The organism is Microbispora sp. H10830, from assembly GCF_014161375.1.
Taxonomy (GTDB): Bacteria; Actinomycetota; Actinomycetes; order Streptosporangiales; family Streptosporangiaceae; genus Microbispora; species Microbispora catharanthi.
The window spans coordinates 351,877-375,905 of record NZ_JABBWX010000006.1; the positions used below are offsets into that span (position 1 = coordinate 351,877).

At 69.3% G+C, this 24,029-nt stretch carries 25 protein-coding genes; 9 read left to right on the forward strand and 16 right to left on the reverse strand.

What is annotated here, in order from left to right:
- Positions 1–35 precede the first annotated feature (35 nt).
- Genes HHX35_RS18385 through HHX35_RS18395 form a run of 3 tightly spaced genes read left to right on the forward strand, consistent with a single transcriptional unit; the run spans position 36 to position 2,403 of the window.
- The gene (locus tag HHX35_RS18385) at positions 36–680 is read left to right on the forward strand and encodes a DUF6758 family protein (protein WP_182900000.1); all 645 of its coding nucleotides are present in this window, start codon (positions 36–38) and stop codon (positions 678–680) included.
- Positions 681–722: 42 nt separating this feature from the next.
- Positions 723–1,433 carry an MBL fold metallo-hydrolase gene (locus HHX35_RS18390; RefSeq protein WP_182900001.1) on the forward strand — a complete coding sequence of 237 codons (711 nt, stop codon included), beginning with the start codon at positions 723–725 and terminating at the stop codon, positions 1,431–1,433.
- A gap of 4 nt (positions 1,434–1,437) precedes the next feature.
- Positions 1,438–2,403 (forward strand): PD-(D/E)XK nuclease family protein, encoded by a 966-nt coding sequence (locus HHX35_RS18395; RefSeq protein WP_182900002.1) that lies wholly within the window; start codon positions 1,438–1,440, stop codon positions 2,401–2,403.
- Here the strand turns inward: HHX35_RS18395 and HHX35_RS18400 are convergent.
- The 3 genes from HHX35_RS18400 to HHX35_RS18410 form a co-directional block, all read right to left on the reverse strand.
- Complete coding sequence (locus HHX35_RS18400; RefSeq protein WP_182900003.1) at positions 2,354–3,265, reverse strand: oxygenase MpaB family protein; 912 nt, start codon at positions 3,263–3,265, stop codon at positions 2,354–2,356. The genes HHX35_RS18395 and HHX35_RS18400 overlap by 50 nt on opposite strands.
- Positions 3,266–3,275: 10 nt before the next feature.
- Positions 3,276–4,157, reverse strand: a complete 882-nt coding sequence (locus HHX35_RS18405; RefSeq protein ID WP_182900004.1) for an alpha/beta fold hydrolase — start codon at positions 4,155–4,157, stop codon at positions 3,276–3,278.
- 304 nt (positions 4,158–4,461) lie between these two features.
- Entirely contained in the window at positions 4,462–6,381 is a 1,920-nt protein-coding gene (locus HHX35_RS18410) for a DEAD/DEAH box helicase (RefSeq protein ID WP_220505558.1), read from the reverse strand.
- A 456-nt stretch (positions 6,382–6,837) separates the two neighbouring features.
- On the opposite strand from HHX35_RS18410, the gene HHX35_RS18415 reads away from it, so the two are divergent.
- Complete coding sequence (locus HHX35_RS18415) at positions 6,838–7,497, forward strand: ferritin-like fold-containing protein (RefSeq protein WP_182900006.1); 660 nt, start codon at positions 6,838–6,840, stop codon at positions 7,495–7,497.
- A gap of 435 nt (positions 7,498–7,932) precedes the next feature.
- Here HHX35_RS18415 and HHX35_RS18420 read toward each other — a convergent pair whose 3' ends face one another.
- The 5 genes from HHX35_RS18420 to ligD (HHX35_RS18440) all read right to left on the reverse strand — a co-directional run bounded on the left by HHX35_RS18420 (position 7,933) and on the right by ligD (HHX35_RS18440) (position 11,041).
- Positions 7,933–8,163: a DUF3107 domain-containing protein gene (locus HHX35_RS18420; RefSeq protein WP_182900007.1), complete on the reverse strand. Its 231-nt coding sequence runs from the start codon at positions 8,161–8,163 to the stop codon at positions 7,933–7,935.
- A 94-nt stretch (positions 8,164–8,257) separates the two neighbouring features.
- Positions 8,258–8,878 carry a TetR/AcrR family transcriptional regulator gene (locus HHX35_RS18425; RefSeq protein ID WP_030507436.1) on the reverse strand — a complete coding sequence of 207 codons (621 nt, stop codon included), beginning with the start codon at positions 8,876–8,878 and terminating at the stop codon, positions 8,258–8,260.
- 72 nt (positions 8,879–8,950) lie between these two features.
- Positions 8,951–9,196 (reverse strand): hypothetical protein, encoded by a 246-nt coding sequence (locus HHX35_RS18430; RefSeq protein WP_239108895.1) that lies wholly within the window; start codon positions 9,194–9,196, stop codon positions 8,951–8,953.
- A 22-nt stretch (positions 9,197–9,218) separates the two neighbouring features.
- Complete coding sequence (gene ligD, locus HHX35_RS18435) at positions 9,219–10,100, reverse strand: non-homologous end-joining DNA ligase (RefSeq protein WP_182900008.1); 882 nt, start codon at positions 10,098–10,100, stop codon at positions 9,219–9,221.
- On the reverse strand, positions 10,097–11,041 hold the full coding sequence (ligD, locus tag HHX35_RS18440; protein ID WP_259405151.1) for a non-homologous end-joining DNA ligase: 945 nt from the start codon (positions 11,039–11,041) through the stop codon (positions 10,097–10,099). The genes ligD (HHX35_RS18435) and ligD (HHX35_RS18440) overlap by 4 nt, the downstream gene beginning before the upstream one ends.
- A 104-nt stretch (positions 11,042–11,145) precedes the next feature.
- Here ligD (HHX35_RS18440) and HHX35_RS18445 point away from each other — a divergent pair, with 104 nt between their 5' ends.
- On the forward strand, positions 11,146–12,069 hold the full coding sequence (locus tag HHX35_RS18445; protein WP_182900010.1) for a Ku protein: 924 nt from the start codon (positions 11,146–11,148) through the stop codon (positions 12,067–12,069).
- A gap of 227 nt (positions 12,070–12,296) precedes the next feature.
- On the opposite strand, the gene HHX35_RS18450 is transcribed toward HHX35_RS18445, so the two are convergent.
- The 6 genes from HHX35_RS18450 to HHX35_RS18475 form a co-directional block, all read right to left on the reverse strand.
- Complete coding sequence (locus tag HHX35_RS18450) at positions 12,297–12,599, reverse strand: hypothetical protein (protein WP_182900011.1); 303 nt, start codon at positions 12,597–12,599, stop codon at positions 12,297–12,299.
- A gap of 599 nt (positions 12,600–13,198) precedes the next feature.
- Positions 13,199–13,744: a hypothetical protein gene (locus HHX35_RS18455; RefSeq protein WP_182900012.1), complete on the reverse strand. Its 546-nt coding sequence runs from the start codon at positions 13,742–13,744 to the stop codon at positions 13,199–13,201.
- Positions 13,745–14,437: 693 nt separating this feature from the next.
- Complete coding sequence (locus HHX35_RS18460; RefSeq protein WP_182900013.1) at positions 14,438–14,968, reverse strand: hypothetical protein; 531 nt, start codon at positions 14,966–14,968, stop codon at positions 14,438–14,440.
- 698 nt (positions 14,969–15,666) lie between these two features.
- Positions 15,667–16,140 carry a hypothetical protein gene (locus HHX35_RS18465; RefSeq protein WP_182900014.1) on the reverse strand — a complete coding sequence of 158 codons (474 nt, stop codon included), beginning with the start codon at positions 16,138–16,140 and terminating at the stop codon, positions 15,667–15,669.
- A gap of 730 nt (positions 16,141–16,870) precedes the next feature.
- On the reverse strand, positions 16,871–17,470 hold the full coding sequence (locus HHX35_RS18470; RefSeq protein ID WP_182900015.1) for a hypothetical protein: 600 nt from the start codon (positions 17,468–17,470) through the stop codon (positions 16,871–16,873).
- Between the two features lie 403 nt (positions 17,471–17,873).
- The gene (locus HHX35_RS18475) at positions 17,874–18,452 is read right to left on the reverse strand and encodes a hypothetical protein (protein WP_182900016.1); all 579 of its coding nucleotides are present in this window, start codon (positions 18,450–18,452) and stop codon (positions 17,874–17,876) included.
- A gap of 393 nt (positions 18,453–18,845) precedes the next feature.
- Here HHX35_RS18475 and HHX35_RS18480 point away from each other — a divergent pair, with 393 nt between their 5' ends.
- Both HHX35_RS18480 and moeZ read left to right on the forward strand, forming a co-directional pair.
- A complete protein-coding gene (locus tag HHX35_RS18480) occupies positions 18,846–19,760 on the forward strand; it encodes an alpha/beta fold hydrolase (protein ID WP_182900017.1) in 915 nt (304 codons plus the stop codon).
- 113 nt (positions 19,761–19,873) lie between these two features.
- Complete coding sequence (moeZ, locus tag HHX35_RS18485; RefSeq protein ID WP_139579271.1) at positions 19,874–21,052, forward strand: adenylyltransferase/sulfurtransferase MoeZ; 1,179 nt, start codon at positions 19,874–19,876, stop codon at positions 21,050–21,052.
- 63 nt (positions 21,053–21,115) lie between these two features.
- Here moeZ and HHX35_RS18490 read toward each other — a convergent pair whose 3' ends face one another.
- The gene (locus HHX35_RS18490) at positions 21,116–21,427 is read right to left on the reverse strand and encodes a transcriptional regulator (protein ID WP_182900089.1); all 312 of its coding nucleotides are present in this window, start codon (positions 21,425–21,427) and stop codon (positions 21,116–21,118) included.
- Entirely contained in the window at positions 21,427–21,894 is a 468-nt protein-coding gene (locus tag HHX35_RS18495) for a hypothetical protein (protein ID WP_182900018.1), read from the reverse strand. Before HHX35_RS18495 ends, HHX35_RS18490 begins: the two co-directional genes overlap by 1 nt.
- Positions 21,895–22,045: 151 nt before the next feature.
- On the opposite strand from HHX35_RS18495, the gene HHX35_RS18500 reads away from it, so the two are divergent.
- A complete protein-coding gene (locus HHX35_RS18500) occupies positions 22,046–22,765 on the forward strand; it encodes a hypothetical protein (protein ID WP_310739162.1) in 720 nt (239 codons plus the stop codon).
- Positions 22,759–24,024, forward strand: coding sequence for a S8 family serine peptidase (locus tag HHX35_RS18505; protein WP_139579268.1), 1,266 nt, complete (start codon positions 22,759–22,761; stop codon positions 24,022–24,024). The genes HHX35_RS18500 and HHX35_RS18505 overlap by 7 nt, the downstream gene beginning before the upstream one ends.
- The last annotated feature ends 5 nt before the right edge of the window (positions 24,025–24,029 follow it).

Here is a 24,029-nt window from a genome sequence, read left to right on the forward strand (position 1 = left end):
GACGTACGGACGTCACGGACGCACCGTGAATATTTGTGAGAACCGCGCCAACATGTCCGCGGTGCTTCGGGCCGCTACACGAACCGAACGTCTGGTCGAGTTCCTGGCGATGCGCCGCCCACGGGGACGTCCTGCCCTTCCAGCCGCCCCGGCGGCCCTCTCAGGCCGCTCTGGAGGCCTTGTGCGAGGCGGCCAGGGTGCCCGTCTGGCTCCCGTGGCCGCTGCCCTCCGGATGGCTGGTGACGGGCTTCGGCGAGGTGGGTGACGAGCGCTCAGGCACGAGGGCGAGCGTCGTCGCCCTCTCCGGCCCGTCGGTCACCCACGGTCCCGCCGACATGCTGCTCATCGCAGAGGAACCCGGTATCGGTCTCGGCGCCGCGTACGCCGGGCTGCCGGGCCCGGACCCCGGGGCGGGCTTCGACGCCGGTCCCCCGCACGCCAAGATCGACGCACGTGGTCATCCGACGGCGCTGTGGTGCGCGGGGCGGGGGGTGCCGGAAGACCGGGCCGTCTACGTGGGCGAGGCCCTCGGCAACTGGCTGTGGACGGTCGCCTGGCCCGTCGAGGCCGGCTGCTTCATCGCGCTGGCCAACCTGTCGCTGCGTGACCTGCGGGACCAGGACCAGGCGCTCGACCTGCCCTTCGGCGCCTTCTCGCCGCGCCTCGACGGGGATCTCTAGTAGGGCGGGTCCGAAGCGCGAGGGATAGTAAGGTTCTGAGCCGTGACAGCGCGTATCGAACGAGTGGTGACCTCGGGCCTGGTGGACATCGAAGGCGACGAGCACAAGGTCGAGAACAACACCTGGATCGTGGGCGACGACGACGAGGTGATCGTCATCGACCCGGCGCGGGACGCCGACAAGATCCTGGAGAAGGTCGGCGACCGCGAGGTCCTCGCCGTCATCTGCACCCACGGCCTGCCCGACCACGTGGGCGCCGCGATCGAGGTGGCGGCCAGGGACGAGGCCGTGATCGCCGTCCACCCCAAGGACAAGCGCCTCTGGCGGCAGACCTGGGAGGAGACCTGGCCCGACATCGACATGGAGGACGAGGGGCTGTTCTCCGTGGCCGACGTCGAGCTGGAGGTGCTCTCCACGCCGGGCGTCACGCCGGGGGGCGTCTCGCTCTACTGCGAGGGCCTCGGCGCGGTCTTCACCGGCAAGACCCTGCTCATGGACGGCCCCGGCAAGCTCGGCGGGGAGTACCCCGCGCTCGCCGACCAGCTCACCTCGATCGGCGAGAGGCTGTTCACGCTGCCGCACGAGACGAGGGTGCTGCCCGCGCACGGCGAGGAGGGCAGGATCGGCGACCTGGAGCCGGAGTTCGACCGCTGGCTGTCGGGGTCGCTGACCGGCGCCCAGGAGGCCGAGGCGGCGCCGCCCCTCGTGGACGGCACCGGGGCGTCCGGCATCAAGCTGAACCTCGACGAGTAGGGCCGTGGAGCAGCTCGGCCTCGACGGCATGCCGAGGCGGCTCTACACCTGCACGCCGTCGCGCCTGAACACCTGGCTCGACTGCAGGCGCCGCTACCGCTTCACCTACCTCGACCGGCCCGCTCCGCAGAAGGGGCCCCCGTGGGCGCACAACAGCGTGGGGGCCTCCGTCCACAACGCGCTGGCCGCGTGGTGGCGGGAGCCGTACGACCGGCGTACGCCGGTGATGGCGGCCGTGCTGCTGACCAACGGCTGGATCCGCGAGGGGTTCAGGGACGAGGAGCAGTCGGCCGTGTGGCGGGACCGGGCCCGCGAGATGGTCTCCGGCTACGTCGCCACGCTCGACCCCGGTGACGAGCCGGTGGGCGTCGAGCGCACGGTCGCCACGCGTACGTCGGTCATCGCCGTCTCGGGACGCGTGGACCGGCTCGACCGGCGCGGTGACGAACTGGTCGTGGTCGACTACAAGACCGGCCGCCGCCCGCTGACTTCCGACGACGCCCGTTCGTCGATCGCGCTGGCCGTCTACGCGATCGCCTCGTCCCGCATGATGCGCCGGGCCTGCCGCCGGGTGGAGCTGCACCACCTGCCCACCGGGACGGTCGCGGAGTGGGAGCACACCGACGAGTCGCTCGCCCGGCACCTGCGCCGGGCCGAGGACATCGCGACGGAGGCGGCCGACGCCGACGACGCCTACCGCGAATGGGCCGGACCCACGAAGGGCGCCGTTCCCGCACCGAGACGGGAGGAGGGCGCGGGGGCGCTCGCGGTGCCGCCCGAGATCGATCGGCTGTTCCCGCCAGAACCGGGCCCCATCTGCTCCTGGTGCGACTTCCGCCGCCACTGCCCCGAGGGGCGGGCCGCCTCGCCCGACCGGCTCCCCTGGGACGGTCTGGCCGAGACGCCCGGCTCTCCCGGCCTCAGCTCCGCGCAGGGCCGGGATGGCGGCGAGGATCGACCAGCGCCCTGAGGCCCTTGCCGACGTCGTATCCGGCGGCGCCCAGGCGTTCGCGCGAGGCCCGCAGCATCGCTCTGGTGCCCTCGTCCAGCACCTGCTGGTGCACGAAGTCGGGGATCGTGTTCATGGTCAGCCGGAAGGCCCGCAACGCCGCCGTGACCGCGATCTGAGGCACCTCGGGAAGCGCGCCGTACAGGCGGCGGGCCCAGTCGGGCAGCGTGTAGTAGCACAGCGCGCCGAACGGGAAGTAGACCGGCTTGGCCGGGGACAGGAAGCGCATGTTCTCCGGCAGGCGCGGCCAGAGCAGGAACCGCACGGCGGCGGCCGACTCGGGGATGACCCGCAGGACCGGCCGCATCCGGGCGAAGTAGTCGTTCATCTCGCCGACCGAGCCGGGCACGTCGTCCGCGTGGAGACCGACGTACATGGCGCTGCGCCGCTGCTCCGCGAGGTATTGGTCGGCCTGCCGGTCGCTGATCGGGACGCCCGCACGGCGGACGACCTCCAGGTAGGACATCACCTCCGCGCAGTGGACCCACAGCAGCAGCTCGGGCTCGTCCACCCGGTGGGTCCTGCCCGTGTCGGGGTCGCGGATGCGCAGGGTCCGGTGGATCGCGCGCACCCGCCTGCCGATCTCCTCGGCCTCCTCGGGGCTGCCGTACGTCACGCGGCCCACGAAGTCCGCCGTACGGCGCAGCCGGCCGAAGGGGTCGTCCCGGAAGTTGGAGTTCTGCCACACGCCCCGCATCGCCAGCGGATGCAGGGCCTGCAGCATCAGGCCGCGTACGCCGCCCACCCACATGCTCCGGTCGACGTGGACCAGCCACGTCGCGGACTCCGGAGGTTGAGCGGTCAGGCCGCTCTTCGCGGGCATGGCGACCGGGTCATCCGTGCTGGTGCTGGAGCAGCCGGCTCTCCGCCGCGTTCCAGAATCGGGTCAGGGCCGCCGCGGTGGTCTCGGGCGCCTCGACGGCCGGCGAGTGGAGCGCCCCGGGCACCACGACGCACTCCGCGTCGAGCCTGCGGGCCATCTCGGCCTGCAGCAGCGGCGGCCAGCCGTCGTCGTGCTCGCCGTACAGGACCAGGAGGTCGAGCCCGCACCCGGCCAGCTCCGCGCAGCGGTCGGGAGCGCCCAGGACCTCGTGCGCCATCGCCACGAGACCGGTGGGGTGGTTGGCGAGCAGCCGCTTGCGCAGGAACGCGACGATGTCGTCGGGGACGCCCGCCGCCAGCGCCTCGGGCTCCATCCTGTTCGACCACATGTAGTCGAGGCCGTACTCCGGAAGCTCGGCCAGCATCATCCGGCCCATCCGCTCCCGCGGCCCGACGATGCCCGCGGGCCCCGAGCTCATGAGTGTGAGCGACGCGAGCTTGGCGCCGTTCAGCGCCGTCTCCCGGGCGACCAGCCCGCCGAAGGAGTGTCCCAGCAGGTGGACGGGCTCGCCCTGACCGACCGCCGCGGCGATCGCGTCGATGTCCGCGCCGAGTGCCGCGCACGAGTACGCCGACGGATCGTCCGGGCCCGGCGTCTCGTACTGCCCGCGCATGTCGACCGCGATCACCCTGCGGCCGGCCTGCGCGAGGGTCTGCAGCACGGCGATGAAGTCCTCCTTTGACCCCGTGAAACCGGGGACGAGAAGGGCGGGCCAGCGTTCGGGGACACCGCTGGACGGAAGCGCTTCGAGTGCCGCGAACGAGCCCAGCGGCGTCTCGATCTGCTCACTGCTGACACCCGGAGGAAGGGTCAGGAACCGTGGCGTGCTCACGAGGCCTCCTCCACCTCACCCCGGATCCCGGGAACCGATGGGCCGGACCGGCCCCACGTCCTGGACCGTCTGCTGAAGGCTCGCTCACTCACGTGGCATCACGATACCCAGAGAAGATCCCGGCGACACTGCCGAAGGGACTACGAGGGTTTCGGACGGTCATTGCGCATGCCTCCTGTCCAGGTCATACCCACTGCGGGGCGAAGCGGCCCTCAAAGAACGGGGGCAGGGAGAGCGCCGGTTGTCCGGTGCCCTCCCTGCCCCTGCGGTCGTGCTCATCGCCGAGCGGGCCTGTGCCGGCCCCTCACCCCGTACGGCGGGGACGCGGCCGGGGCGGGCGGCGTCGCTGCTGGGCGCGCTCGCTCGCGGCGGACGGCGCGGGATCGTCGTCATCGGTCGCGAGGTCGGGAGACTTGAACACAATCATGAACGGACTGGCCGGGGTGATCCGCTCCGGCTCCGGCCGCGGGGCCGGCCGCTCGGCGGGCTCGTCGGCGACCTCGCTCGCGGGCGCTTCCACGGCCGGCTCCTCCACCGGAAGTACCTGGCCGGCGGTGTCGGCGGCGCGGGTCCTGCGGCGCCGGGCCGGGCGTTCCTCCACCTGCTCCTCGACCGCGGGCGCCGGGTCGGCGGCGCGGGTCCTGCGGCGGGTGGTCCTGCGGGTGGTCGCCGCCTCCGGCTCCGGCCCGTCACCGGCTTCGGCGTGCTCCACCGCGCCGTCGACCGCGCTGTCCAAAGGGCCGTCCTTGCCGGGCCGTACGGCCCCGACGTCGGCCAGCGCGCCGGTCAGGGCCGCCGCGTTCGCGCCCCTGCGCCCACGGCGCCCCGGCGCGGCCTCCCCAGCGGTCTCCACATCGGCATTCACAGTGGCATTCACAGTGGCCTCGGCAGGAGTCTCCACGGGAGCCTCCAGCGGAGCCGGCGCCTCGGTCTCCCCCGAGGGCGCCTCGGCGTCCTGGAAGCGGCCCCCACGGGTCCGCCGCCGCTCGCGGGTGCGGGCGGGGCGCTCGCGGCGCTCCTCCCGATCGCCGCGACCGGACTTGCCGCGGGAGCGGGTGCGCCCGGTCTCTCCGAGGTCCTCGATCTCCTCGGCCTCCAGGCCCGCCCGGGAGCGCTGGGCGCGCGGCAGCACGCCCTTGGTCCCCTCGGGGATGTCGAGGTCGCCGTACAGATGCGGGGAGCTCGAATAGGTCTCGACGGGCTCACTGAAGTCCAGCGAGAGGGCGTTGTTGATGACCTTCCAGCGGGCCAGCTCGGTCCACTCGACGAAGGTCACGGCGACGCCCGTGCGGCCCGCCCGGCCCGTACGGCCGATCCGGTGGACGTAGGCCTTCTCGTCCTGCGGGCAGTCGTAGTTGACGACATGGGTGACGTCGTCGATGTCGATGCCGCGCGCCGCGACGTCGGTGGCCACCAGCACGTTGATCTTGCCGCTGCGGAACGCCCGCAGCGCCTGCTCGCGCTGGCCCTGGCCGAGGTCGCCGTGGACGGCCGCCACCGCGAAGCCCTTGTCCTTGAGCTGCTCGGCGACCATGTCGCAGGCCCGCTTGGTCTCGCAGAAGACCATCGTGAGCCCGGCGCCCCTGCTCTGCAGCAGGCGGGCCAGGATCTCGATCTTGTCCATGCGGTGCGTGCGGTAGACGTGCTGCGTCGTCAGCGTGGTCGTCTCGGCCTCGGCCGTGCCGCTCTCCGCCCGGACCCGGGTCGGCTGGGTGAGGTAACGGCGGGCGAGGTTCACGATCTCGCCGGGCATGGTCGCCGAGAACAGCATGGTCTGCCGCTTCTCGGGCACCAGCTTGATGATCCGCTCGATGTCCGGAAGGAAGCCGAGATCCAGCATGCGGTCGGCCTCGTCGAGGACGAGCATGGTGATCTGGCTGAGGTCGAGGTGCTTCTGCTTGACCAGGTCGAGCAGCCGCCCGGGCGTTCCGACGATCACGTCGACGCCGTTCTTGAGCGCCTCGATCTGCGGCTCGTACGCGCGCCCGCCGTACACGGTGAGGATGCGCGAGCCCAGCTTCCCGGCGGCGAGGACCAGGTCCTCGGTCACCTGAAGGGCCAGCTCGCGGGTCGGCACGAGGACCAGGCCGCGGGGCTTCTTGCGGTTCTTCCTCGGTTTGCCGACGAGCTGGAGCATGGCGACGCCGAAGGCATAGGTCTTGCCGGTGCCGGTGCGCGCCTGTCCGATGACGTCCTGGCCGGCCAGCGCCAGCGGGAGCGCCATCTCCTGAATCGGGAATGGTGAAGTGATGCCCTCGGTCTCGAGCGCATCAGCGATCTCCGGGATGACTCCCAGGTCTCGGAACGTCGTTGTCAGCGTGGCCTGCCTCAATCAGTGCGAAGGCGGCCCTCCGGGACAGCCGGCCGGCAGAGCCTCCCCGGTCCGGGTCCTCGCGGACAGTCGCGCCCTCGTCGTGAATCAGCGACCGCGGCATCCAGTGGTTCCTGGGGGTCCGGGGATGGCCCCGGATCGACACAGGGATCGATACGGTGATCGACACAGTACTGATCCACACAGTGCGGTCGCACTTCCACGAAGCAGTCTACTCGATACCACAACACGGAACCGATTTCTGCGTCTTCTCGCTAAAAGCTCTTGCTGTGCCGGACGGGAAGCCGCCGTGAAGCGGGTGACGAGCGGGGCGCCGGCGGGGGAGCCCGGGAGCCGTACGCTGCACCCATGAGTGATTCCTCTCCCGGGACTGTGGACCTGCTCGGTGTCCTCGCGTACGCCGAGCTCACCGCCTTCCTCCGGCTGGCCGAGGACGCCGCCCTGCTGGCTCCGACGCTGAACGACAGGGCCGCCCTCGGGGACGTGGCCGCGACCGAGTACGGGCACTTCCGGGTGCTGCGCGACCGGCTGGCCTCGCTCGGCGTCGATCCGGAGGAGGCCATGGCCCCCTTCACGGAGGCGATCGACGCCTGGCACGCCCAGACCAGGCCGAAGGACTGGCACGAGGCGCTCATCAAGGCGTACGTCGGCGTGGGGATCGCGGGCGACTTCTACCGCGAGGCGGCGCGCCACACCACTCCCTCGATCAGCGCCCTGGTGGACGAGGTGCTGACCGACGAGAGCCGTGGGGAGTTCGCGGTGGAGCGGGTGCGCGCCGCGCTGGACGCCGACCCGCGGCTGTGCGGCCGTCTCGCGCTGTGGGCGCGCCGCATGGTCGGCGAGGCGCTGAGCCAGGGGCAGCGGCTCGCCGCCGTCCGGCCGCAGCTCGCCGCCCTGCTGGTGGGTGAGGAGGGCGAGAACCTGGCGGAGGTCGGGCGGATGTTCGCCAGGCTGACCGAGGAGCACGGCAAGCGGATGGCCGCCCTCGGCCTCACTCCCGGCCCGTGATCTTCATGGCTTGGCGCGGGGTGGTCGATGCGGCGCTCCGCGCCCTCGATCCCCGCTGACCTGGCCCGAATCGTGAAACGGTGGTGATCGGGAGGGCCGGAGGCCCGCCCCGGGCGCCGGCCGGTCCGGCGTTCATGGGTCGCGCACGTGCCAAACGGATGTACGGTGCGAGCATGAGGGCCTCGCGCCGCTACGGCACTTCCTTGACGAGATGTGGGCCGAACACCTGGACTCCGCGTGCGGTGTTGCGGAGAGGAAGCGCGGGCTGTCCGACGATCAGCGGGAGGCGGGATCCCCATCACGCGGATCTGACCCGCCGCCCCCGCGGATGCGGTTACGGACGCTCCTGACCCGCGCCGATCACGGTCAGCCGCCGGGACGGCGCGCGTGGTGGGCGCGCGCCGCCGGTCGGCCGGTGGCGATGACGGAGGCGCTTTAGAGCGTCCCGCCGAAGCCGACGGGGCGCGACTGGTCCTCGCCGATCTCGACGAAGCCGAGCGATTCCACGGGGACGACCACTCGGCGGCCCTTGGTGTCGGTGAGTGAGAAGACACCCTTGTCGGAGGCGAGCGCCTTGCGGAGCTCCTCCTCGATCTCCTCGGCCGACAGGTCGGTCTCCACGACGAGCTCACGGTGCACCGACTGCACACCGATCTTTATTTCCATCGGGCTCCCCTTTCGCGAGGGCTGTTCCCTACCCATCGTCGTCGCCTCGGGGAGCGGTCAGCCCCGTGATCGCGTGAAGCGAACATGATTCCGGTCAGCCGGTGCGCGGGAAACCGCTGATGCCGCGCCAGGCCAGGCGCGCCATGAGCTGGGTCGCCGCCTCCTTGGGGATCGAGCCGTGGCTGCTCAGCCAGTAGCGCGCGCTCACCTCGGCCATGCCGACCAGGCCCACGCCGAGCAGGTGCGCCTCGTCACTGGAGCAGCCGGTGTCCTCCTGGATCACCCGGCTGATCGCCTCGGCGCTCTCGTGCAGCGAACGCTCCATCCGCTGCCGTACGGGCGCGACGTTGCGCAGATCGGACTCGAAGACGAGCCGGAACGCCTCGCCCTGGCTGGAGACGAAGTCGAAGAAGGCGCCGATGGCGGCCTGCACCCGCTGCTTGTTGTCGGTGGTGGACTCGAGCGCCTGGCGGCATCGGGTCACCATGTCGTCGACGTGCAGATCGAGCAGCGCGAGGTACAGCTCCAGCTTGCCCGGGAAGTGCTGGTAGAGCACCGGCTTGCTCACACCGGCCCGCTCGGCGATCTCGTCCATCGCCGCCGCGTGGTAGCCGTTCTCCACGAACACTTCCTGTGCCGCGCTCAGCAACTGGCGGCGGCGGGCCATCCGGGGTAGCCGGGTGCCCCGGGGCTTGGCGTCCGGGGTAGCGGTCACGGCAGTCTCCTTGCAAGATGCGCATCGGGGGCTCCCGCCCCGAGGCCTCATCCTACGTGTCGGTAATCCGGATCAGCGATAGTCGTCGTCGTCGAGGTCGACCGTACGCTCCTGCTCGGCCACGTCGGCCGGGTCGGCGTCGAACGGAACACGCTCGGGCCAGCGCCTGTCGTCGGCGACCTTGACGAGCTGGTGCTGCTCGACCGCGTCGGCCTCCGGCGCCTCGATCGAGATCTCCTCGACCACCTCGTCGAGGGGGTCCATCTCGGGCATCTGCTTGTCCTTCCGTTCGAAGGTCGGCTGCGACAGGTCCAACACTACGGCCAGGGTGGCGGCCGGGCTAAGCGGTGAGGGGTACGAACAGGTCGCCGTGTTGCGCCACGCGCTGCAGCACGTCAGGTGCGGTGAACACCAGCCGGTCCGGGCTGTCGCACGCCTCGACCTCCTCCCACAGCAGGGGAGTGGACGCGGTCGGCCGCCCGGCGGCGCGCAGCGAGTAGGGCGCCACCGTCGTCTTGGCCGGGTTGTTCTGGCTCCAGTCGATGAAGACCTTGCCCGGCCGCTCCTTCTTCGCCATCACGCTCGTCACGAACGGATGCTCGGCCTGCATCCGACGGGCGAGCGCCTTGGCGTAGTCGGAGGTGCCCGGGCCCCGGTCCCAGGGGACGTAGAGCTGCATGCCCTTCTGGCCGCTGGTCTTGGCGTGGCTGTCCAGGCCGTCGTCGGCCAGAGCCCGGCGCAGCAGGACGGCGACCCGGCAGCAGTCGACGATGGTGGCGGGGGCGCCGGGATCGAGGTCGAAGACGAGGGTGTCGGGCGGCTGCGGCTCGCCGTCCTTGGCCACCCGCCACATGGGCACGTGGATCTCCAGGGCGGCCAGGTTGGCGTAGTAGACCAGGGTCGGCAGGTCCTCCACGACCGCGAAATCGATCTCCTCGCGGTTCTTGGTGCTGCCCGGCGCGGGCAGTGTCACCGTACGGACCCAGTCGGGCGTGTGCTCGGGGACGTTCTTCTCGAAGAAGAACTGGCCGTCGACGCCGTTCGGATAACGCTTGACCGTGAGCGGGCGCCCCTTCAGGTGCGGCAGCAGGACCGGCGCGATCCGGGTGTAGTAGTCGATCACCTCGGCCTTGGTGAACGCGGCGTCGGGGTAGAGAACCTTGTCCAGATTGGTCAGGACAAGCAGGCGGCCCTCCACCTTCACCCGCACCTTATCCGTCATCGATGCTCCTCCCGCCGCACCTCCGCGGGGATCTTGTCGGCGCGCACGCCCCGCCACACGGGTGTGCGCAGCCGCCCGTCGCGCTTACCGCCGTCCCGCGTCCACATCGTGAACGCCACCTCGCCGACCACTTCGGGCCTGACCCACCGGGCGTTCCGTGAGATCTCCCTCGGAAGCCCGTCAGAGAAGGGGCTCTGCCCGATCTCGAGCGGCTCAATCAGGCGGAGGATGTCGCCGAGCATCGCGTCGGTGAACCCGGTGCCCACGTGGCCGACGAAGAGGAACCGGGCCGGGGAGACCCCGGCGTACATGCCGAGCAGGAGCGAGCCGACGCCGCCCGCGCGGCGGCCCTTGCCCGGCCGCCAGCCGCCGACCACCACCTCGGCGGTGCGCAGGTTCTTGACCTTGATCCACCATTCGGCCCTGCGGCCCGGCCGGTACGGCGAGTCGAGGCGCTTGGCGACCACGCCCTCCAGTCCCTGTCGCCTGGTCGCCTCCAGCACCGCCGGTTCGCAGGGGAGGTACGGCGGCGCGCCCAGGCCGAGCGAGTCGAGCAGCGCCCGCCGGTCCAGGTACGGCAGGTCGAGCAGCGTGTGCCCGTCGAGATGGAGCAGGTCGAAGGGCAGGTAGGAGACCGGCAGCCGGCCGAGCAGGTGGGCCCCGGCGGGATCGGTGATGTGCATGCGTCTTTGCAGCCGGGCGAAGCTGGGCCGGCCCTCGGCGTCGAAGGCCACCACCTCGCCGTCGACGACCGCCCTGCGCCCGGCCAGCGGGGCCATGGCGGCGGAGATCTCGGGATAGCGGGAGGTGAAGTCGGCGCCGTGCCGTCCGGTGACCCGCACGCCGCCGTCGACGTACGCGAGCGCCCGGATGCCGTCCCACTTCACCTCCAGCGCGTACGCCCCGGGGTCGGAGGGGATTTCTCCTGGAATGGCAAGCATCGGCTCGATCGGATACGGCACCGCCATAGTGGGTACCTGCCCATGAGGTAACTCCCTTGAATCCCACCATAGCGTTGTTCGAACACAGAGACGAGAATGTGGCTATGCGCAGCATCTGGAAAGGCGCGATCTCGTTCGGTCTTGTCACCATCCCGGTAAAGCTCTACTCGGCGACCGAACAGAAGGACGTCGCGTTCCACCAGGTGCACCGGGAGGACGGCGGAAGGATCAAATACAAGAGGGTCTGCTCGGTCGACGGCGAAGAGGTGCCCTACGCCGACATCGCCAAGGGGTACGAGCTCGCGACCGGAGAGATGGTCGTGCTGACCGACGAGGACTTCGCCGACCTGCCGCTGACCTCCTCCCGCAGGATCGACGTGCTGCAGTTCACCCCCGCGGACCAGATCGACCCCATCTACTTCGCCAAGTCCTACTACCTGGAGCCGGACGGGCAGGGCGCCAAGCCGTACGTGCTGTTGCGGGACGCCCTGGAGCGGTCGGGACAGGTGGCGGTCGTGAAGGTCGCCCTGCGGCAGCGCGAGTCGCTGGCCGCGCTCCGGGTCCGTGACGGCGTCTTCGTGCTGGAGACCATGCTCTGGCCCGACGAGATCCGCGAGGCCGACTTCGGGTTCCTGGAGGAGGACGTCGACGTACGGCCCCAGGAACTGAAGATGGCCGAGTCCCTGATCGACACGATGGTGGCGGACTTCGATCCCGCGGAGTACAAGGACGCCTACCGGGAGGCGCTGCAGGAGGTCATCGAGGCCAAGGTGGCGGGCAAGGAGGTCGTCGCCCCCGAGGCCCCCGCCGAGGCCGGGCCGGCCGTCGACCTCATGGCCGCGCTGCGGGCCAGTGTCGAGGCGGCCAAGCGGGAGCGCCAGGGTCCCGCCGCGGCCAAGTCGCCCGGCGGAGCCGCCAAGGCCAAGGCCGCCGCCTCCTCCGGTGCCGCCGCCAGGAAGGCCGCGTCGGACGGCGCGGACACGGAGGAGAAGGCGCCGAAGAAGCGGAAGACCCGCCGCTCCGCCTGAGCCTGCCAGGTCTGTTCAGAATCTCTTCAGAGGAGCCCCGGCGGGCATTGCCGCCGGGGCGTTCTTCACGGTATGGAAGTGGGCGATCCGTACAGGGCCGTAGGCTCTCGGCCGCCCGTTCACCGCCGCCCGATCGCCACGGAGGTGGCGGAGGCGTGATCAGGGCGGGCCCGGACACCGCGGCTTCGCGCCGACGGCCCCGTACGACTGGGTGTCACCCGTCAGTGTCAGTCGTCGTCGTCGCCGTCGATGTCGACGACGGCGTCACCGGATGCGAAGGCCGCGGTGTTCCGATTGACCTTCTTCTCCTTCTTGAACTTGAAGAAGCGGAAGTCGTTGCGGTTGACGGCCGTGTTACGGCAGCCGCGTCCGCGACGCCCGCAGTGGCCCGAGCCGTGGCCCCAGTTGCTGCTGATCGTCGGGGTGCCAGGGGTGGCTGCGTGAGCCGCGGTGGCGCTCAGGGCGAGCGCGCCGCCGGCCATTACCGTGCTGACCGCCAGACCGGTGATGACGTTCCGGAATTTGGGCATTGAGGTCCTCCTCGAAGGATGGAGTGCCCGAGTGCGACATTCCCGGTGACTGTCGGAAATGTCCGGGTGATGTCCTGTATGTCCGGTCATCGCCCTGGCGTCTTAATTGCCGATGTGGCCTGCCGGCAAACTGGGCCGGAGGGAATTTGGGCTCGCGTTGTGGTGCGAAGCCCCGGGTTAGGTGACCACTGACCTGATCGACGTTCATGTCTGACGTGTCCGTGCGGGATCCGGGGTAGGGCCCGCTTTGCTTCCCCGCCGCGGTGTCGCTCAATCCCACATTCTCGTTCGCTTCGGCCCTCGGGAGCCGGCTCACTCAGGACGGTGCGTGGGGTGGTGGCGGGGCGGAATCGGGCGCCGGAAAAGGTCAGGGCTCCGGCGAGGATCTCGCCGGAGCCCTTGTCTCATGCCATCCGGTGGAAGGTGTTTCCAGGCTTCCCGTCGCTCGCTGCGCGGATGCGCTGGAAACACCTGGCTGCACTCACCGGCGCCGTCGTCCCCGGCCCGTGGCGGAGCGGAACTGGTGGACGGTCCCGCCCACCGACTCCCGTCACCCGACCGGACGGCGCGGTGTCGCGCGAGGCGTCAGGCCTCGCGGATCAGACGTTGTTGTTGTTGTTCTTGGCGTTGTTGGTGTGCTCGCGGTCGTTACGGTTCCACCAGTCGTTGTTGTTGTTGTCCCACCAGTTCTGGTCGGCCCACCAGTTGTTGTTGAGCCAGTTGAAGGCGCGGTCGTCCTTCTCCTGGAAGCCGAAGGCGACGTCCTTGGCGACGAGACCGAAGGCGTCGTGCCCAGCCTTGTCATCCTTGTAGAGGTTCTGGCCCCACCAGTTGTTGGTGTCCCACATGTTGTTCTGGTTGCGGTCGTTGATGTTGTGGTTGCGGTCGTTGCGCTCCCGGTTGTTGTTGTTCGGGAAGAACGCGCGCGGGAAGGAGTCATCCCCCTTCTTGTTGTCCTGGGCGATGCCGCCCGTGCTGTCGTCGACGCCGTTGGCCGCGCCGTCCTTGGCGATGGGGCGGTCGACGTTCTTCGTGAAGAAGGGGTTGTCGTCGGCGCTGGCGGCCGTGGCACCCATGGCGACGGCCCCGCCGACGACCGCGGTGCTGAGCGCGAGCCCTGCGAAGATCTTCTTGAGGTTGGGCATTATGGTTCCTCCCTGACAGGATTCAATTTCGAATTGCCCTGTGTCTGTCGGCATTTCTCGTCCGCATGCTGCGGACGGGAATTCCTTACTGGCTCTTATTGAGCCTTGCTTCCGACGCTAGGGTGATTTCCTGCCGGGCGGCCCGACAAACTGATGCCTGCTGCTTTTGATTAATGATTAGCTGCGTATAGGCTTGATTCGATGGATAATGCTCCTTATGTAGTGATAGGTACGATTTGCCCCCCTGGCGCGGCCACGTTCTGACGCTCGGCGAGTTGGGGGCCGACTTACCCGCATTGCGATGCGGTGGGGTCGGTGCGGGGAGCGTGCCGTCGCCCGCACGTCATCCCGCTCACGTCGGGCGAGGCGGGGGAGTGGCTGAGATCGTGGGCCGGGGAAAAGGCCGCGGAGGGAAGTGGGTGGTGGCGATGACCGCGGTCAGGGAAAAGAGCAGGGCTCCGGCGGAACCTTCCCGCCGGAGCCCTTGGTTGTCACTGTAGGAGGATCGACGGCCGTCCCCGTTCAGGCCGCCGTCGCTCGGTGAGCGAGCGGCCGGCCAATCGAGGAACGTGTCTCTGCACTCAACGGCGCCAGTCCGTGTGCCGGGGTCGGAGACCTCGTGGGAGGTTCTCCGGATCCGTCACCTTCCCGGAGCGGCGCGATCGTCTCGCAGGAGCCGCTGGACCTGCCTTCTCAGTTCACGCGGTCGTTGTTGTTGTTGTTCCACCAGTTGTTGTCGTTGCAGTTCCACCAGTTGTTGTTGTTCCACCAGTTGTTGTTGAACCAGGTGTTGTCCTTGTTCGTCTTGTCCTGGAAGCCGATCGCGACGTCCTTGGCGACGAGGCCGAAACCGGAGAAGTCGTCCCGCCGGTCGGCGAACGCCCCCTGGTTCCAGAAGCTCTGGTTGTTCCACCAGTTGTTGTTGTCGTTCTGGTTCTGGTTCTGGTTGCGGTCGTTCCGTTCGAAGTTGTTGTTGTTGTTCGGGTTGAAGAAGACGGGGAAGACGTTCTCCCGATCACCGCGCTCGCCGATACCCCTGTTGCCCTGGGCGATGCCGCCCGTGCTGTCGTCGACACCGTTGGCCAGGCCGTCCCGGACGATGGGACGGTCGACGTCGCCGGTCCTGGTCGCGGCGCCGGCAGCACCGGCACCCAGGGCGAGCGCGCCGCCGACAGCGGCGGTGCTGAGCGCGACACCGGCGATGATCTTGTGGAGCTTGGACATGCGTGTCCCCCTTGACAGGATTCAGTATCCCTGAATTTGTTTAGGACATTTCTCTTTGTTGTGGGAAATATCCTTCGGGCCCCCAATTGGGCCCTAACTTCCTGTGCTGTCATGATTTCCAGCTCACTGGCCTGACAAACGGCCATCTAAGCCTTTTGATCACTAGTTAGAGTCTTATGAACTGACTTAGAGGTATTAAGAGAGAAATGTCTCGATTGACCGGTTTCGGGCGGGAGCGTTCACGCGTCGGAGCTCGGCTGTGCGACGGAAACGGAGGCGACGGCCTAAGCGCCTGCGGCGTTGTGGGCGTCGTCCGCTTGAGTGCCGCTGCCGAATGGCTGTGGCCTGCCCGGCCGGGCCGGGAGTGGCCTCCTGGAGGGCCCCCATGCTGTCCGAGGCCTGCACGCGAATTCGTCGCTTCGGGCTCCGTGCCTGAGCCCGCCGTACGGGGGAAAAAGTCAGGGCTCCGGCGAGAGTCTCGCCGGAGCCCTTGTCTCTGCTGGATCGAACGGCCGTTCCCGGAGCGTTGGAGTGCTCACGGAGCTTGCGACGCCGCGGGAACGTGACTGCGCCTCAGGGCGCCGTTCTCCTGTCAAGGCGGTGGAGGACGGTGTGGCCGGCCGTTTTCGTCATCCCTTCACCTGGCAGGATTTCGAGCGGCGCGGTCGTCTCGCGGGCCGTTGCCGGCCCCGCCTTGGTCAGTTGCAGAAGTTGTTGTCGTTGTTGCAGTTGTTCCAGTTGTTGCAGTTGTTGTTGTTCCACCACGAGTTGTTGTTGAACTGGCCGTTGTTGAACCAGTTGCTCTCGCGGTTGGTCTTGTCGCTGAAGGCGATCGTGGCGCAGGGGCCGACGATGGCGAAGTTGGAGTCGCTGTCCAGGTTGTCGCAGAAAGCGCTCTGGTTCCAGAAGTTCTGGTTGTTCCAGAAGCTGTTGTTCTGGTTGTTGTTGCACCAGTTGTTGTTGTTGCAGTTGTTGTTGTTGAAGTTGCCGCAGTTGTTGTTGTTGTTCAGCCCGATGGGAACGAAGGTGTTGTTGTTGCAGGGCATGCCGCCCATACCGAAGAAGCCGTCTCCACAGCTGGCGCTCGCGGCTGTGGCGCCCATGGCGATCGCACCCCCCGCGATCGCGGTGCCGAGTGCGAGGCCGGCGAGAACGTTCTTGAACTTAGGCATTGCTGTCCCCCTTGAAAGGATTGGAATTCCCCGCATCCTCCGATATTTCTCTCACTGGAGATTCGAGAGAAATATCTCTATGGCCCCCGTGGGCCGGGTTCCTGCGATACGTTGATGTCCGACGCGCGAGCCCGACAAACGCACCTCTGTAGCCTTTGATCAGCTATTAGGGCTTTATGGCGGGACTTAGAATAATAAAGGGCGACTTGTCCTAGAATGTCCGATTCTCATCCCGGGTCGGCGGTGGCGCAGGCGGACGGCGTGCCGGGGCACGGTGAACGCCGGACGCGTGAGGCGTTCGCAGCGGAAACGCGGAAACGGGGAAACGGAAAGACGGCTGGGTGCGGCCGGTGGGGCACGCCATGCCGGCGTGCGTACGACGGCGTGAGGCCGCGCGGCAGGCAGGAGGAAGGCGGGGCCGGGGGGAAGGCGGGGCAGGGGCGGGCCGATTCGGGCGAGCGCCGTGCCGGCCGGGAGGGAGTCGCGACGCGGCCGGGCCTCGGGTCCGTTGGGGAGCGGCCTGAAGTCCGCGTCCGCGGACGTCGCGCGGCCGGACCTGGCGAGCGGTGGGGGACAGGGGATCGCGGACAGCGAGGAGCGCCCGTGCTCCCCGGAGGCCCGTGGACGCGGTCCACGGGCACGGTGAGCACGGGCGCCCTTCAATCGATCTCCGAGCACGCGGCCCGGGTCTCATCACAGCCGTTCATCCGGCGACGCGGTAGGTCCCGAATCAGGGCGTGATGTCCTCGTCCCGCGGCCCGTGCTCCTTCCTCTTCATGTCTTCCTTGCGGATGTCGGCGTCGACGTCGACGTCGACATCCTTGGTCTTGGCCTGCGGGTTGATCTGGGTGGCCGTGTTCGTGCGCGGGTCGGCCTGCGAGGACTGGTCCTGCCAGGGCCGGTTGTGCATCTGGTTGTAGTCGCTGGTGTTCGTCGTCGGGATCGTGGAGTTCTGCGACCACTGGGCGTTCCACGGAACCGCGGCGGAGCCGTTCGACGACTTCTGGAACGGCGTGAGAACGAGCGTGAAGTCACGCAGCAGGAACTGGCTCTGGTTCTCCGACTGACGAGCGTGCTGCCACTCGTGGTTCTTGTTCTTGTTCTTGTTCTTGTTGCGGTTCAGCGCCTTGTGCCCCTGGCGCTGCCGGTTGCTGTTGTAGTTGTAGCTCGGCCGGACGTAACGGACACCGCCGGACGGAGCGGGAATGTACCCGCCCATGACGGTCGCTGCGCTGGCCGTGCCGGCGGTGGCGCCACCGAGCGCGATGGCCGCGCCGCTCAGCGCGGTGCCGAGGGCGAGAAGCCCGGCGATGTTCTTCAACGCGGACATTTGGGTGTTTCTCCTCTGAATATCGCGACCCCGGCCCGGTCCGGTGAGGGACCAGGGCGGGTGATAGTGGGTTCGGCGCCGTCGTGTGTGACGCGGCGCGATGCGTTCGCCTGGCACCGGCGGTCCTCTCCTCGGACACGCCGCCGGTGCTCTGCTCTCTCAACTGCTCGTTCGACCGCGGACGGAGCGGCGGACGGGTGGCGCCGGTGCCGTCTCTCACGGTCATCCGGTCGCCGCCCGTCCCGCCGGGCGGTGTCCGCCGCTCCATCGCTCGCGTGTGTCTTCCGTCGCTCGCGGGCCGTGCCTCAGGTGAGGCCGCGGGTCACGAGTACGGGGTGGCCGTCGGCTTCCGCGTCACCCGCCGTGGCCGGGACGTTCACCGAGGCCGCTCGTGCGGATCCGGTCAGGGCACGATCTCCGGCCGGTAGTCGCGGTCGTTCTTCTTCTCCTTCTCCATGTTCACGTCGATGTCCGCGTCGATGTCCTTCTTCTTCACGCGCGGGTCGACCTCGGTGGCCGTGTTCGTCTTCGGCTGAGCCAGGGAGTCCTGGCCCTGACGCGGGTTGTTGAACTGGTCGCTGTAGCTGTTCGTACGGGTGTACGGGTACGACTGCGTGTTTCCGTACTGCCAGTTGTACGGAAGCGCCCGCGCGTCGGTGTCCGTCTTCTGGAACGGCGTGAGGACGAGTGTGAAGTCACGCAGCAGGAACTGGTTCTGGCCCTGGTTCTGCCGCTCGTGCTGCCACTGCTTCGTCTTGTTCTTGTTCTTGTTCTTGTTGCCGTTCAGCGCCTTGTGCTTCTGCCGCTGCGAATTGCGGTTGTAGTTCGCGTAGGGGTAGTAGCCACCGCCGCCCACGTAGCCGCCCATGACGGTCGCGGCGTTCGCGCTGGTGGCGGCGACAGCGGTACCCAGGGTGACGGCACCACCGGTGAGCGCGGCGCTGATCGCGAGGATCCCGACCAGGTTGTTGAACTTGGGCATTTCATGTCCTCCTTGAAGGATTGTTGCCCCGACACTCCGGCGTTTTCCAAGTCGTTCGGAAAATGCCCTTACTGATGACCCTTGGTGGATCATCCCTGCATTGTCTTGTTTTCCTCACCGTAGGAGCGACAAACGGCGGTCGGCGGCTTTTGCCATTCACTTATCGCTTTATTGGCATCGTTGGCACCGATAGGATCACTTTGGTCCGAATTGCGATTCGTATCCGCATTTCGAAATGTCCGAATGAGGGTGATATTGCCCCTATGTCGCTCTCGCTGATCGGGGCGAACCCGGATGATCGATCCCGCGTCCCCCGGGTAGCGGGAGTGCCTCCCGAGGTGGCGTACGGGCAGGGTTATGGTCGAGAAGCACGAGGCGAACAGGGGAGGACGCGTGGGTGTCGAGCCGATTCCACCGTGGCCCGGCCGGCTCATCGACGTGGGGGACACGCGCATCCATGTGCGGACGACCCCGAAGGGGCCGCCCGAGACCGCTGTATACGTGCACGGCCTGGCGGGCTCTGCGACCAACTGGACCGACCTGATGGGCGAGCTCTCCGACGAGGTGCGGGGGGTCGCCCTCGACCTGCCGGGGGCCGGGCACTCCCCTGAGCCCGTGGACGGCGACTATTCGGTGCCCGCCCACGCCAGGGCGCTGGTCCGGCTCGTCGAGGCTCTGGGAGAGGGGCCGGTCCACCTTTTCGGCAATTCCATGGGCGGCGCGGTCTCGGTGCGGGTCGCGGCCACGCGGCCCGACCTCGTCAGGTCGCTGACGCTGGTCTCGCCGGCGCTGCCCGACCTGCGGCCGAGGTACGGCCCCGCCAGGATCGCCATGTCGGCCGCCCCGCGCCTGGGCGAGCTGGCCGTCCGCTGGCTCAGCGCGCTGCCGCCGGAGCGGCGCGTCCAGGCGACGCTCAGCATGTGTTACGCCGACGCCGGGCGGGTCCACCCGGAGCGGTTGCACGAGGCGATAGAGGAGCTGCGCCGCCGCGACGGCCTGCCGCACGCGGGGGCGGCCATGGTCGGCTGCGCCCGCGCGATCGTGCGCGAGTACTTCCGCGTGGGCCCCGACAACCTCTGGCGGCAGGCCGAGCGGGTCTCCGCGCCCACCCTCGTCGTGTACGGCCTGCGCGACCGGCTGGTCCACGCCCGCATGGCGCACCGAGCCGGACGGGTCTTCCGCGACGTGCGCCTGATCACACTTCCGCACGCCGGTCACGTGGCGCAGATGGAGTATCCCGAGCTCGTGGCCCGGGAGGCGCGCCGCCTGCTGGCCTACACGAGAACGCCCCTGCGCCGAACAGCGTGATTGGGGAATGCGGGGCCACCCCGGTTAAGTTGTGAGAAGAGCTTGTGTTGGGCCCATGGAGCCGAGCGCGACCATTGGCACGAAAACGGGACACGGAAAGCAGGAGTGGGACTGTGTCGTTGCCACCGCTGGTAGAGCCGGCAGCAGAGCTGACGGTTGACGAGGTGCGCCGCTACTCGCGCCATCTGATCATCCCCGACGTCGGCATGGCGGGTCAGAAGCGCCTCAAGAACGCCAAGGTGCTGTGTGTGGGCGCGGGCGGCCTGGGCTCTCCCGCGCTGCTGTACCTGGCCGCGGCCGGTGTCGGGACGCTCGGCATCGTCGACTTCGACGTCGTGGACGAGTCGAACCTGCAGCGCCAGGTGATCCACGGGCAGTCGGACGTGGGCCGCCTCAAGGCCGAGTCGGCCGCCGCGAGTGTGCGCGAGATCAACCCGCTGGTCAACGTCATCATCCACAACGTCGCTCTCACGACCGACAACGTGATGGACATCTTCTCCGGCTACGACCTCATCGTGGACGGCACGGACAACTTCGCCACCCGCTACATGGTCAACGACGCGGCGGTGCTGCTCGGCAAGCCGTACGTGTGGGGGTCCATCTACCGGTTCGACGGCCAGGCGAGCGTCTTCTGGGCCGAGCACGGCCCGTGCTACCGCTGCCTCTACCCCGAGCCCCCGCCGCCGGGCATGGTCCCGAGCTGCGCCGAGGGTGGCGTGCTCGGCGTGCTGTGCGCGTCCATCGGATCCGTCCAGGTGAACGAGGCCATCAAGGTCATCACCGGCATCGGCGAGCCGCTCGTCGGCCGCCTGATGATCTACGACGCGCTCGAGATGAAGTATCGCGACGTCAAGGTCCGCAAGGACCCCGAGTGCCCGCTCTGTGGCAAGAACCCCTCGATCACCGAGCTGATCGACTACGAGGCGTTCTGCGGCACGCTCTCCGACGAGGCGCAGCAGGCCGCCGCGGGCAGCACGATCACCGCGGGCGAGCTCGAGGCGATGCGCGAGCGGGGCGAGGACATCATGATCATCGATGTCCGCGAGCCGAACGAGTACGAGATCGTCAACATCCCCGGCGCCGTGCTGATCCCCAAGGGCGAGTTCCTCAACGGCTCGGCCCTGGAGAAGCTGCCGCAGGACAAGAAGATCGTGCTGCACTGCAAGTCGGGCGCCCGCTCGGCCGAGGTGCTCGCGGTCCTCAAGAACGCCGGCTTCTCCGACGCCGTCCACGTGGGCGGCGGCGTGCTGAGCTGGATCAAGACGGTCGACCCCAGCCTGCCGACCTACTGATCCGCGACGACACGACGACGGCCGCCGCCTCCGGACGAGGCGGCGGCCGTCGCCGTTCACGCGCTAAACGCGTTCGTCCGGCACCACGCTGAGGCCGCTGGGCGCGACGATGCGCTGCAGGTTCTCGACGTACGCGGCGAACGCCGCCCGTCCCTGGTCCGTGAGCTTGAACCACGTCTTGGGTCGCTTGCCCACGTATCCCTTGCGTACGGCGACGTATCCGGCGCTCTCCAGCGCGCTGCCGTGCTTGGACAGGACGGAGTCGCTGACGCCGACGGTGTCGCGGACGAACCCGAACTCCGCCTCCTCGGCCGCCGCGAGCAGCGAGACGATCTGCAGCCGGGTCGGCGCGTGGATGACCGGATCGAGCTCCATCACGAGCGGCTCTCGATCCCCCGGGCGAGCAACGCGGAGATCCGGCGCCCGACGAAGGGCCCGGTCACGAGCTGGAACGCCGTCATGGCGAGGCCGCCGTACGTCCGGGCGTAGGCCACCTCGGCCGCGTCCAGGCGGAAGGCGACGGCCAGGCAGATCACGATGCTCAGGAGGAGCCAGAGCGCGAAGAGCGCCATGGCGTCCAGGCGAATCAGGCTGCGGTGAGTCGTCATCGCACGCGTCCGGACGAAGACGGCGACCAGCGCGCCCATGCCGGCGAACAGCAGGACGCCCGTGATCACCATCACCGGAACGGGCGTGCCCGGCTCGGTGACGAACTGCACACCGGTCACGAACAGCCCGACGGCGACCACGTACCAGGTCGGGAACCAGGGCCGGGACCTGACCGCCTTCATCTGCGTCTGCCGGATCGCCGCCAGGCTGCGCGCCGCTTCCTCAGGGTTCATGGAGGCTCCTCCCAATGCTCTTTCCAACTTGGAAAGTACTTTTCACTTTCCGAAGCGTCAAGTACTTTCCGAGGGCATTTGTGGGGATGGCGGGCGGTAGGTCGCGTTAAGGTCACTGGAGGAGGGAGGCCGCGAAGGGAACGGAGGCGCAGTGGGCGAGACGCGGACCTGGCCGGCCGTGGCCGTGGCCTCCGCGATCACCCTTGTCTGCGCGATCGTCGGCGGGATCGCGGCCAGCGCCGCCGTGGCCGAGCTGACGAGAGGACCGAGCGCCGCGGAGTTGCGCGAGGCGCAGGCGGCCGAGACGGCGCTGCGGTGGGAGCGCTGGCCGGCCGGCCGGATCTTCCCCGCCACCCTGGCCTACACGAGCGAGCAGGGCGGGCGTGAGCTGGCGCGGCGGGTGGGCATCTCCTCGCGCACCGACTGCCGCGGCGCCGTCGACACGGCCATCGCCGGCCAGATGACGGCGGCCGGCTGTCGCGCGATCCTGCGGGCCACCTATCTCGACGCCCTGCAGGGCGTCGTGGTGACGATCGGCGTGGCGGCCTTCCCCGACGAGCTCAGGGCGCGCTCGGCCATCCCCGTCTTCCCCGGCGATGGGTCGGCCGCCCCCGGGCTGCGCGCCCTCCCGTTTCCCGGCACCGTGACCGACCGCTTCACCGCGAGCGGGCGCCAGTCGCTGACCCTGCGTACGGCCGGGCCGTACCTCGTGATGACGACGGCGGGGCAGGTCGACGGGCGCCCGGCCCGTGCGCTCGGGGAGCAGCGGGAGACCATGTTCTCGTTCACGGCCGACCTGGCCGAGGAGGTCGGCGCGATCCTCACCGCGCCGGCGTCCCCGGACTGCACCGCCAAGGAGTGGCGGTGCTGACCGCGCTGCGCCGCGCGGTCCTCGCGGCGTCCGCCGCCGCGCTCGCCCTGTCGGGCGGCGCGTTCCTCGTTCCCGGCCCGGCCAGGGCCGACGACGTACGGCTCAGCCAGCAGGACGTGCTGCGCACGCTCGACGCCGATGACGCCTGGCGGCTGACGAGAGGCAGGGGCGTGACCGTCGCGGTCCTCGACTCGGGTGTCGATCCCGATCATCGCGACCTCGCCGGATCGGTCGTCACCGGAAGGGACTTCACGGCCGGGGCCAACCCGCGCGGGGTGCAGCCGGTGCGCCTGCACGGCACGTACATGGCCTCGCTCATCGCCGGGCACGGGCACGGCCCAGGCGGCGCCGACGGCATCATCGGCATCGCGCCGGAGGCCCGGGTGCTGTCCGTACGGGTGATCCTCGAGGACGAGGAGCCCGGGTTCCGCACGTTCAACTCCGACGCACGGTATGAGGCCGTGGTCGCCAAGGGCATCCGCTACGCCGTCGACCACGGTGCCGAGGTCATCAACCTGTCGCTGTCGAAGGACATGCCGACGAAGGACGAGCGTACGGCGATCAGGTACGCGATCTCCAAGGGCGTCGTCCTCGTCGCCGCGGCGGGCAACGACGGCGCGGGCAAGCGGACCGCGCCGTACTCCTACCCGGCGGCGATCCCCGGCGTGATCTCGGTGGCCGCCGTCACGTCCACGCTGCGGCGGGCCTCGTTCTCCAACCGCAACTCCTCGGTGATGGTGGCCGCGCCGGGCGTCGACGTCCTCGGAGCCGGTCCCGGCGACGAGTACTGGGTCGGCCGGGGAACCTCCCAGGCGACCGCGCTCGTCTCCGGCGTCGCCGCGCTGATCAAGTCGCGTTATCCCCGCATGTCGCCCGCCCTCGTCGCGCAGGCGCTCACGTCGTCGCCGGCCAGGAAGGGGCCGTACAACACCGGCACCGGGTTCGGGGTGGTCAACGCGTACCGGGCGCTGAGCGTCGCGGCCACCCTCGCCCGCCACCGCGCCACGGCGTCGGGGGCGGGCGTGCAGAGCCCCGCACGTGCCGTCCGCTCGGCCGCGAACGACCAGGACCCCATCGTGGTCGTACGGCGCGACACGGGCGGGATCCTCCTCTGCGGAGCCATCGCGCTCGGCGCCTTCGCCGGCTCCGGCGCGGGTGTGGCCGTCCTGCTCGTGCTCACCCGGCGGGCGCGCAGACGACAGCGGGAGGAAGACGACGCGCTGCCGCCGGCTCCTTGGCCGACGGGCCTGCCGACGTAGCATCG

Coding starts and splice junctions, on each gene's coding strand:
- HHX35_RS18400 (WP_182900003.1), bottom strand. CDS start 3,265: ATGCCCGCGAAGAGCGGCCTGACCGCTCAACCTCCGGAGTCCGCGACG.
- HHX35_RS18410 (WP_220505558.1), bottom strand. CDS start 6,381: ATGGCGCTCCCGCTGGCGCTGGCCGGCCAGGACGTCATCGGACAGGCG.
- HHX35_RS18415 (WP_182900006.1), top strand. CDS start 6,838: ATGAGTGATTCCTCTCCCGGGACTGTGGACCTGCTCGGTGTCCTCGCG.
- HHX35_RS18420 (WP_182900007.1), bottom strand. CDS start 8,163: ATGGAAATAAAGATCGGTGTGCAGTCGGTGCACCGTGAGCTCGTCGTG.
- ligD (WP_182900008.1), bottom strand. CDS start 10,100: ATGACGGATAAGGTGCGGGTGAAGGTGGAGGGCCGCCTGCTTGTCCTG.
- ligD (WP_259405151.1), bottom strand. CDS start 11,041: ATGCTTGCCATTCCAGGAGAAATCCCCTCCGACCCCGGGGCGTACGCG.
- HHX35_RS18445 (WP_182900010.1), top strand. CDS start 11,146: ATGCGCAGCATCTGGAAAGGCGCGATCTCGTTCGGTCTTGTCACCATC.
- HHX35_RS18450 (WP_182900011.1), bottom strand. CDS start 12,599: ATGCCCAAATTCCGGAACGTCATCACCGGTCTGGCGGTCAGCACGGTA.
- HHX35_RS18455 (WP_182900012.1), bottom strand. CDS start 13,744: ATGCCCAACCTCAAGAAGATCTTCGCAGGGCTCGCGCTCAGCACCGCG.
- HHX35_RS18460 (WP_182900013.1), bottom strand. CDS start 14,968: ATGTCCAAGCTCCACAAGATCATCGCCGGTGTCGCGCTCAGCACCGCC.
- HHX35_RS18465 (WP_182900014.1), bottom strand. CDS start 16,140: ATGCCTAAGTTCAAGAACGTTCTCGCCGGCCTCGCACTCGGCACCGCG.
- HHX35_RS18470 (WP_182900015.1), bottom strand. CDS start 17,470: ATGTCCGCGTTGAAGAACATCGCCGGGCTTCTCGCCCTCGGCACCGCG.
- HHX35_RS18475 (WP_182900016.1), bottom strand. CDS start 18,452: ATGCCCAAGTTCAACAACCTGGTCGGGATCCTCGCGATCAGCGCCGCG.
- HHX35_RS18490 (WP_182900089.1), bottom strand. CDS start 21,427: ATGGAGCTCGATCCGGTCATCCACGCGCCGACCCGGCTGCAGATCGTC.
- HHX35_RS18495 (WP_182900018.1), bottom strand. CDS start 21,894: ATGAACCCTGAGGAAGCGGCGCGCAGCCTGGCGGCGATCCGGCAGACG.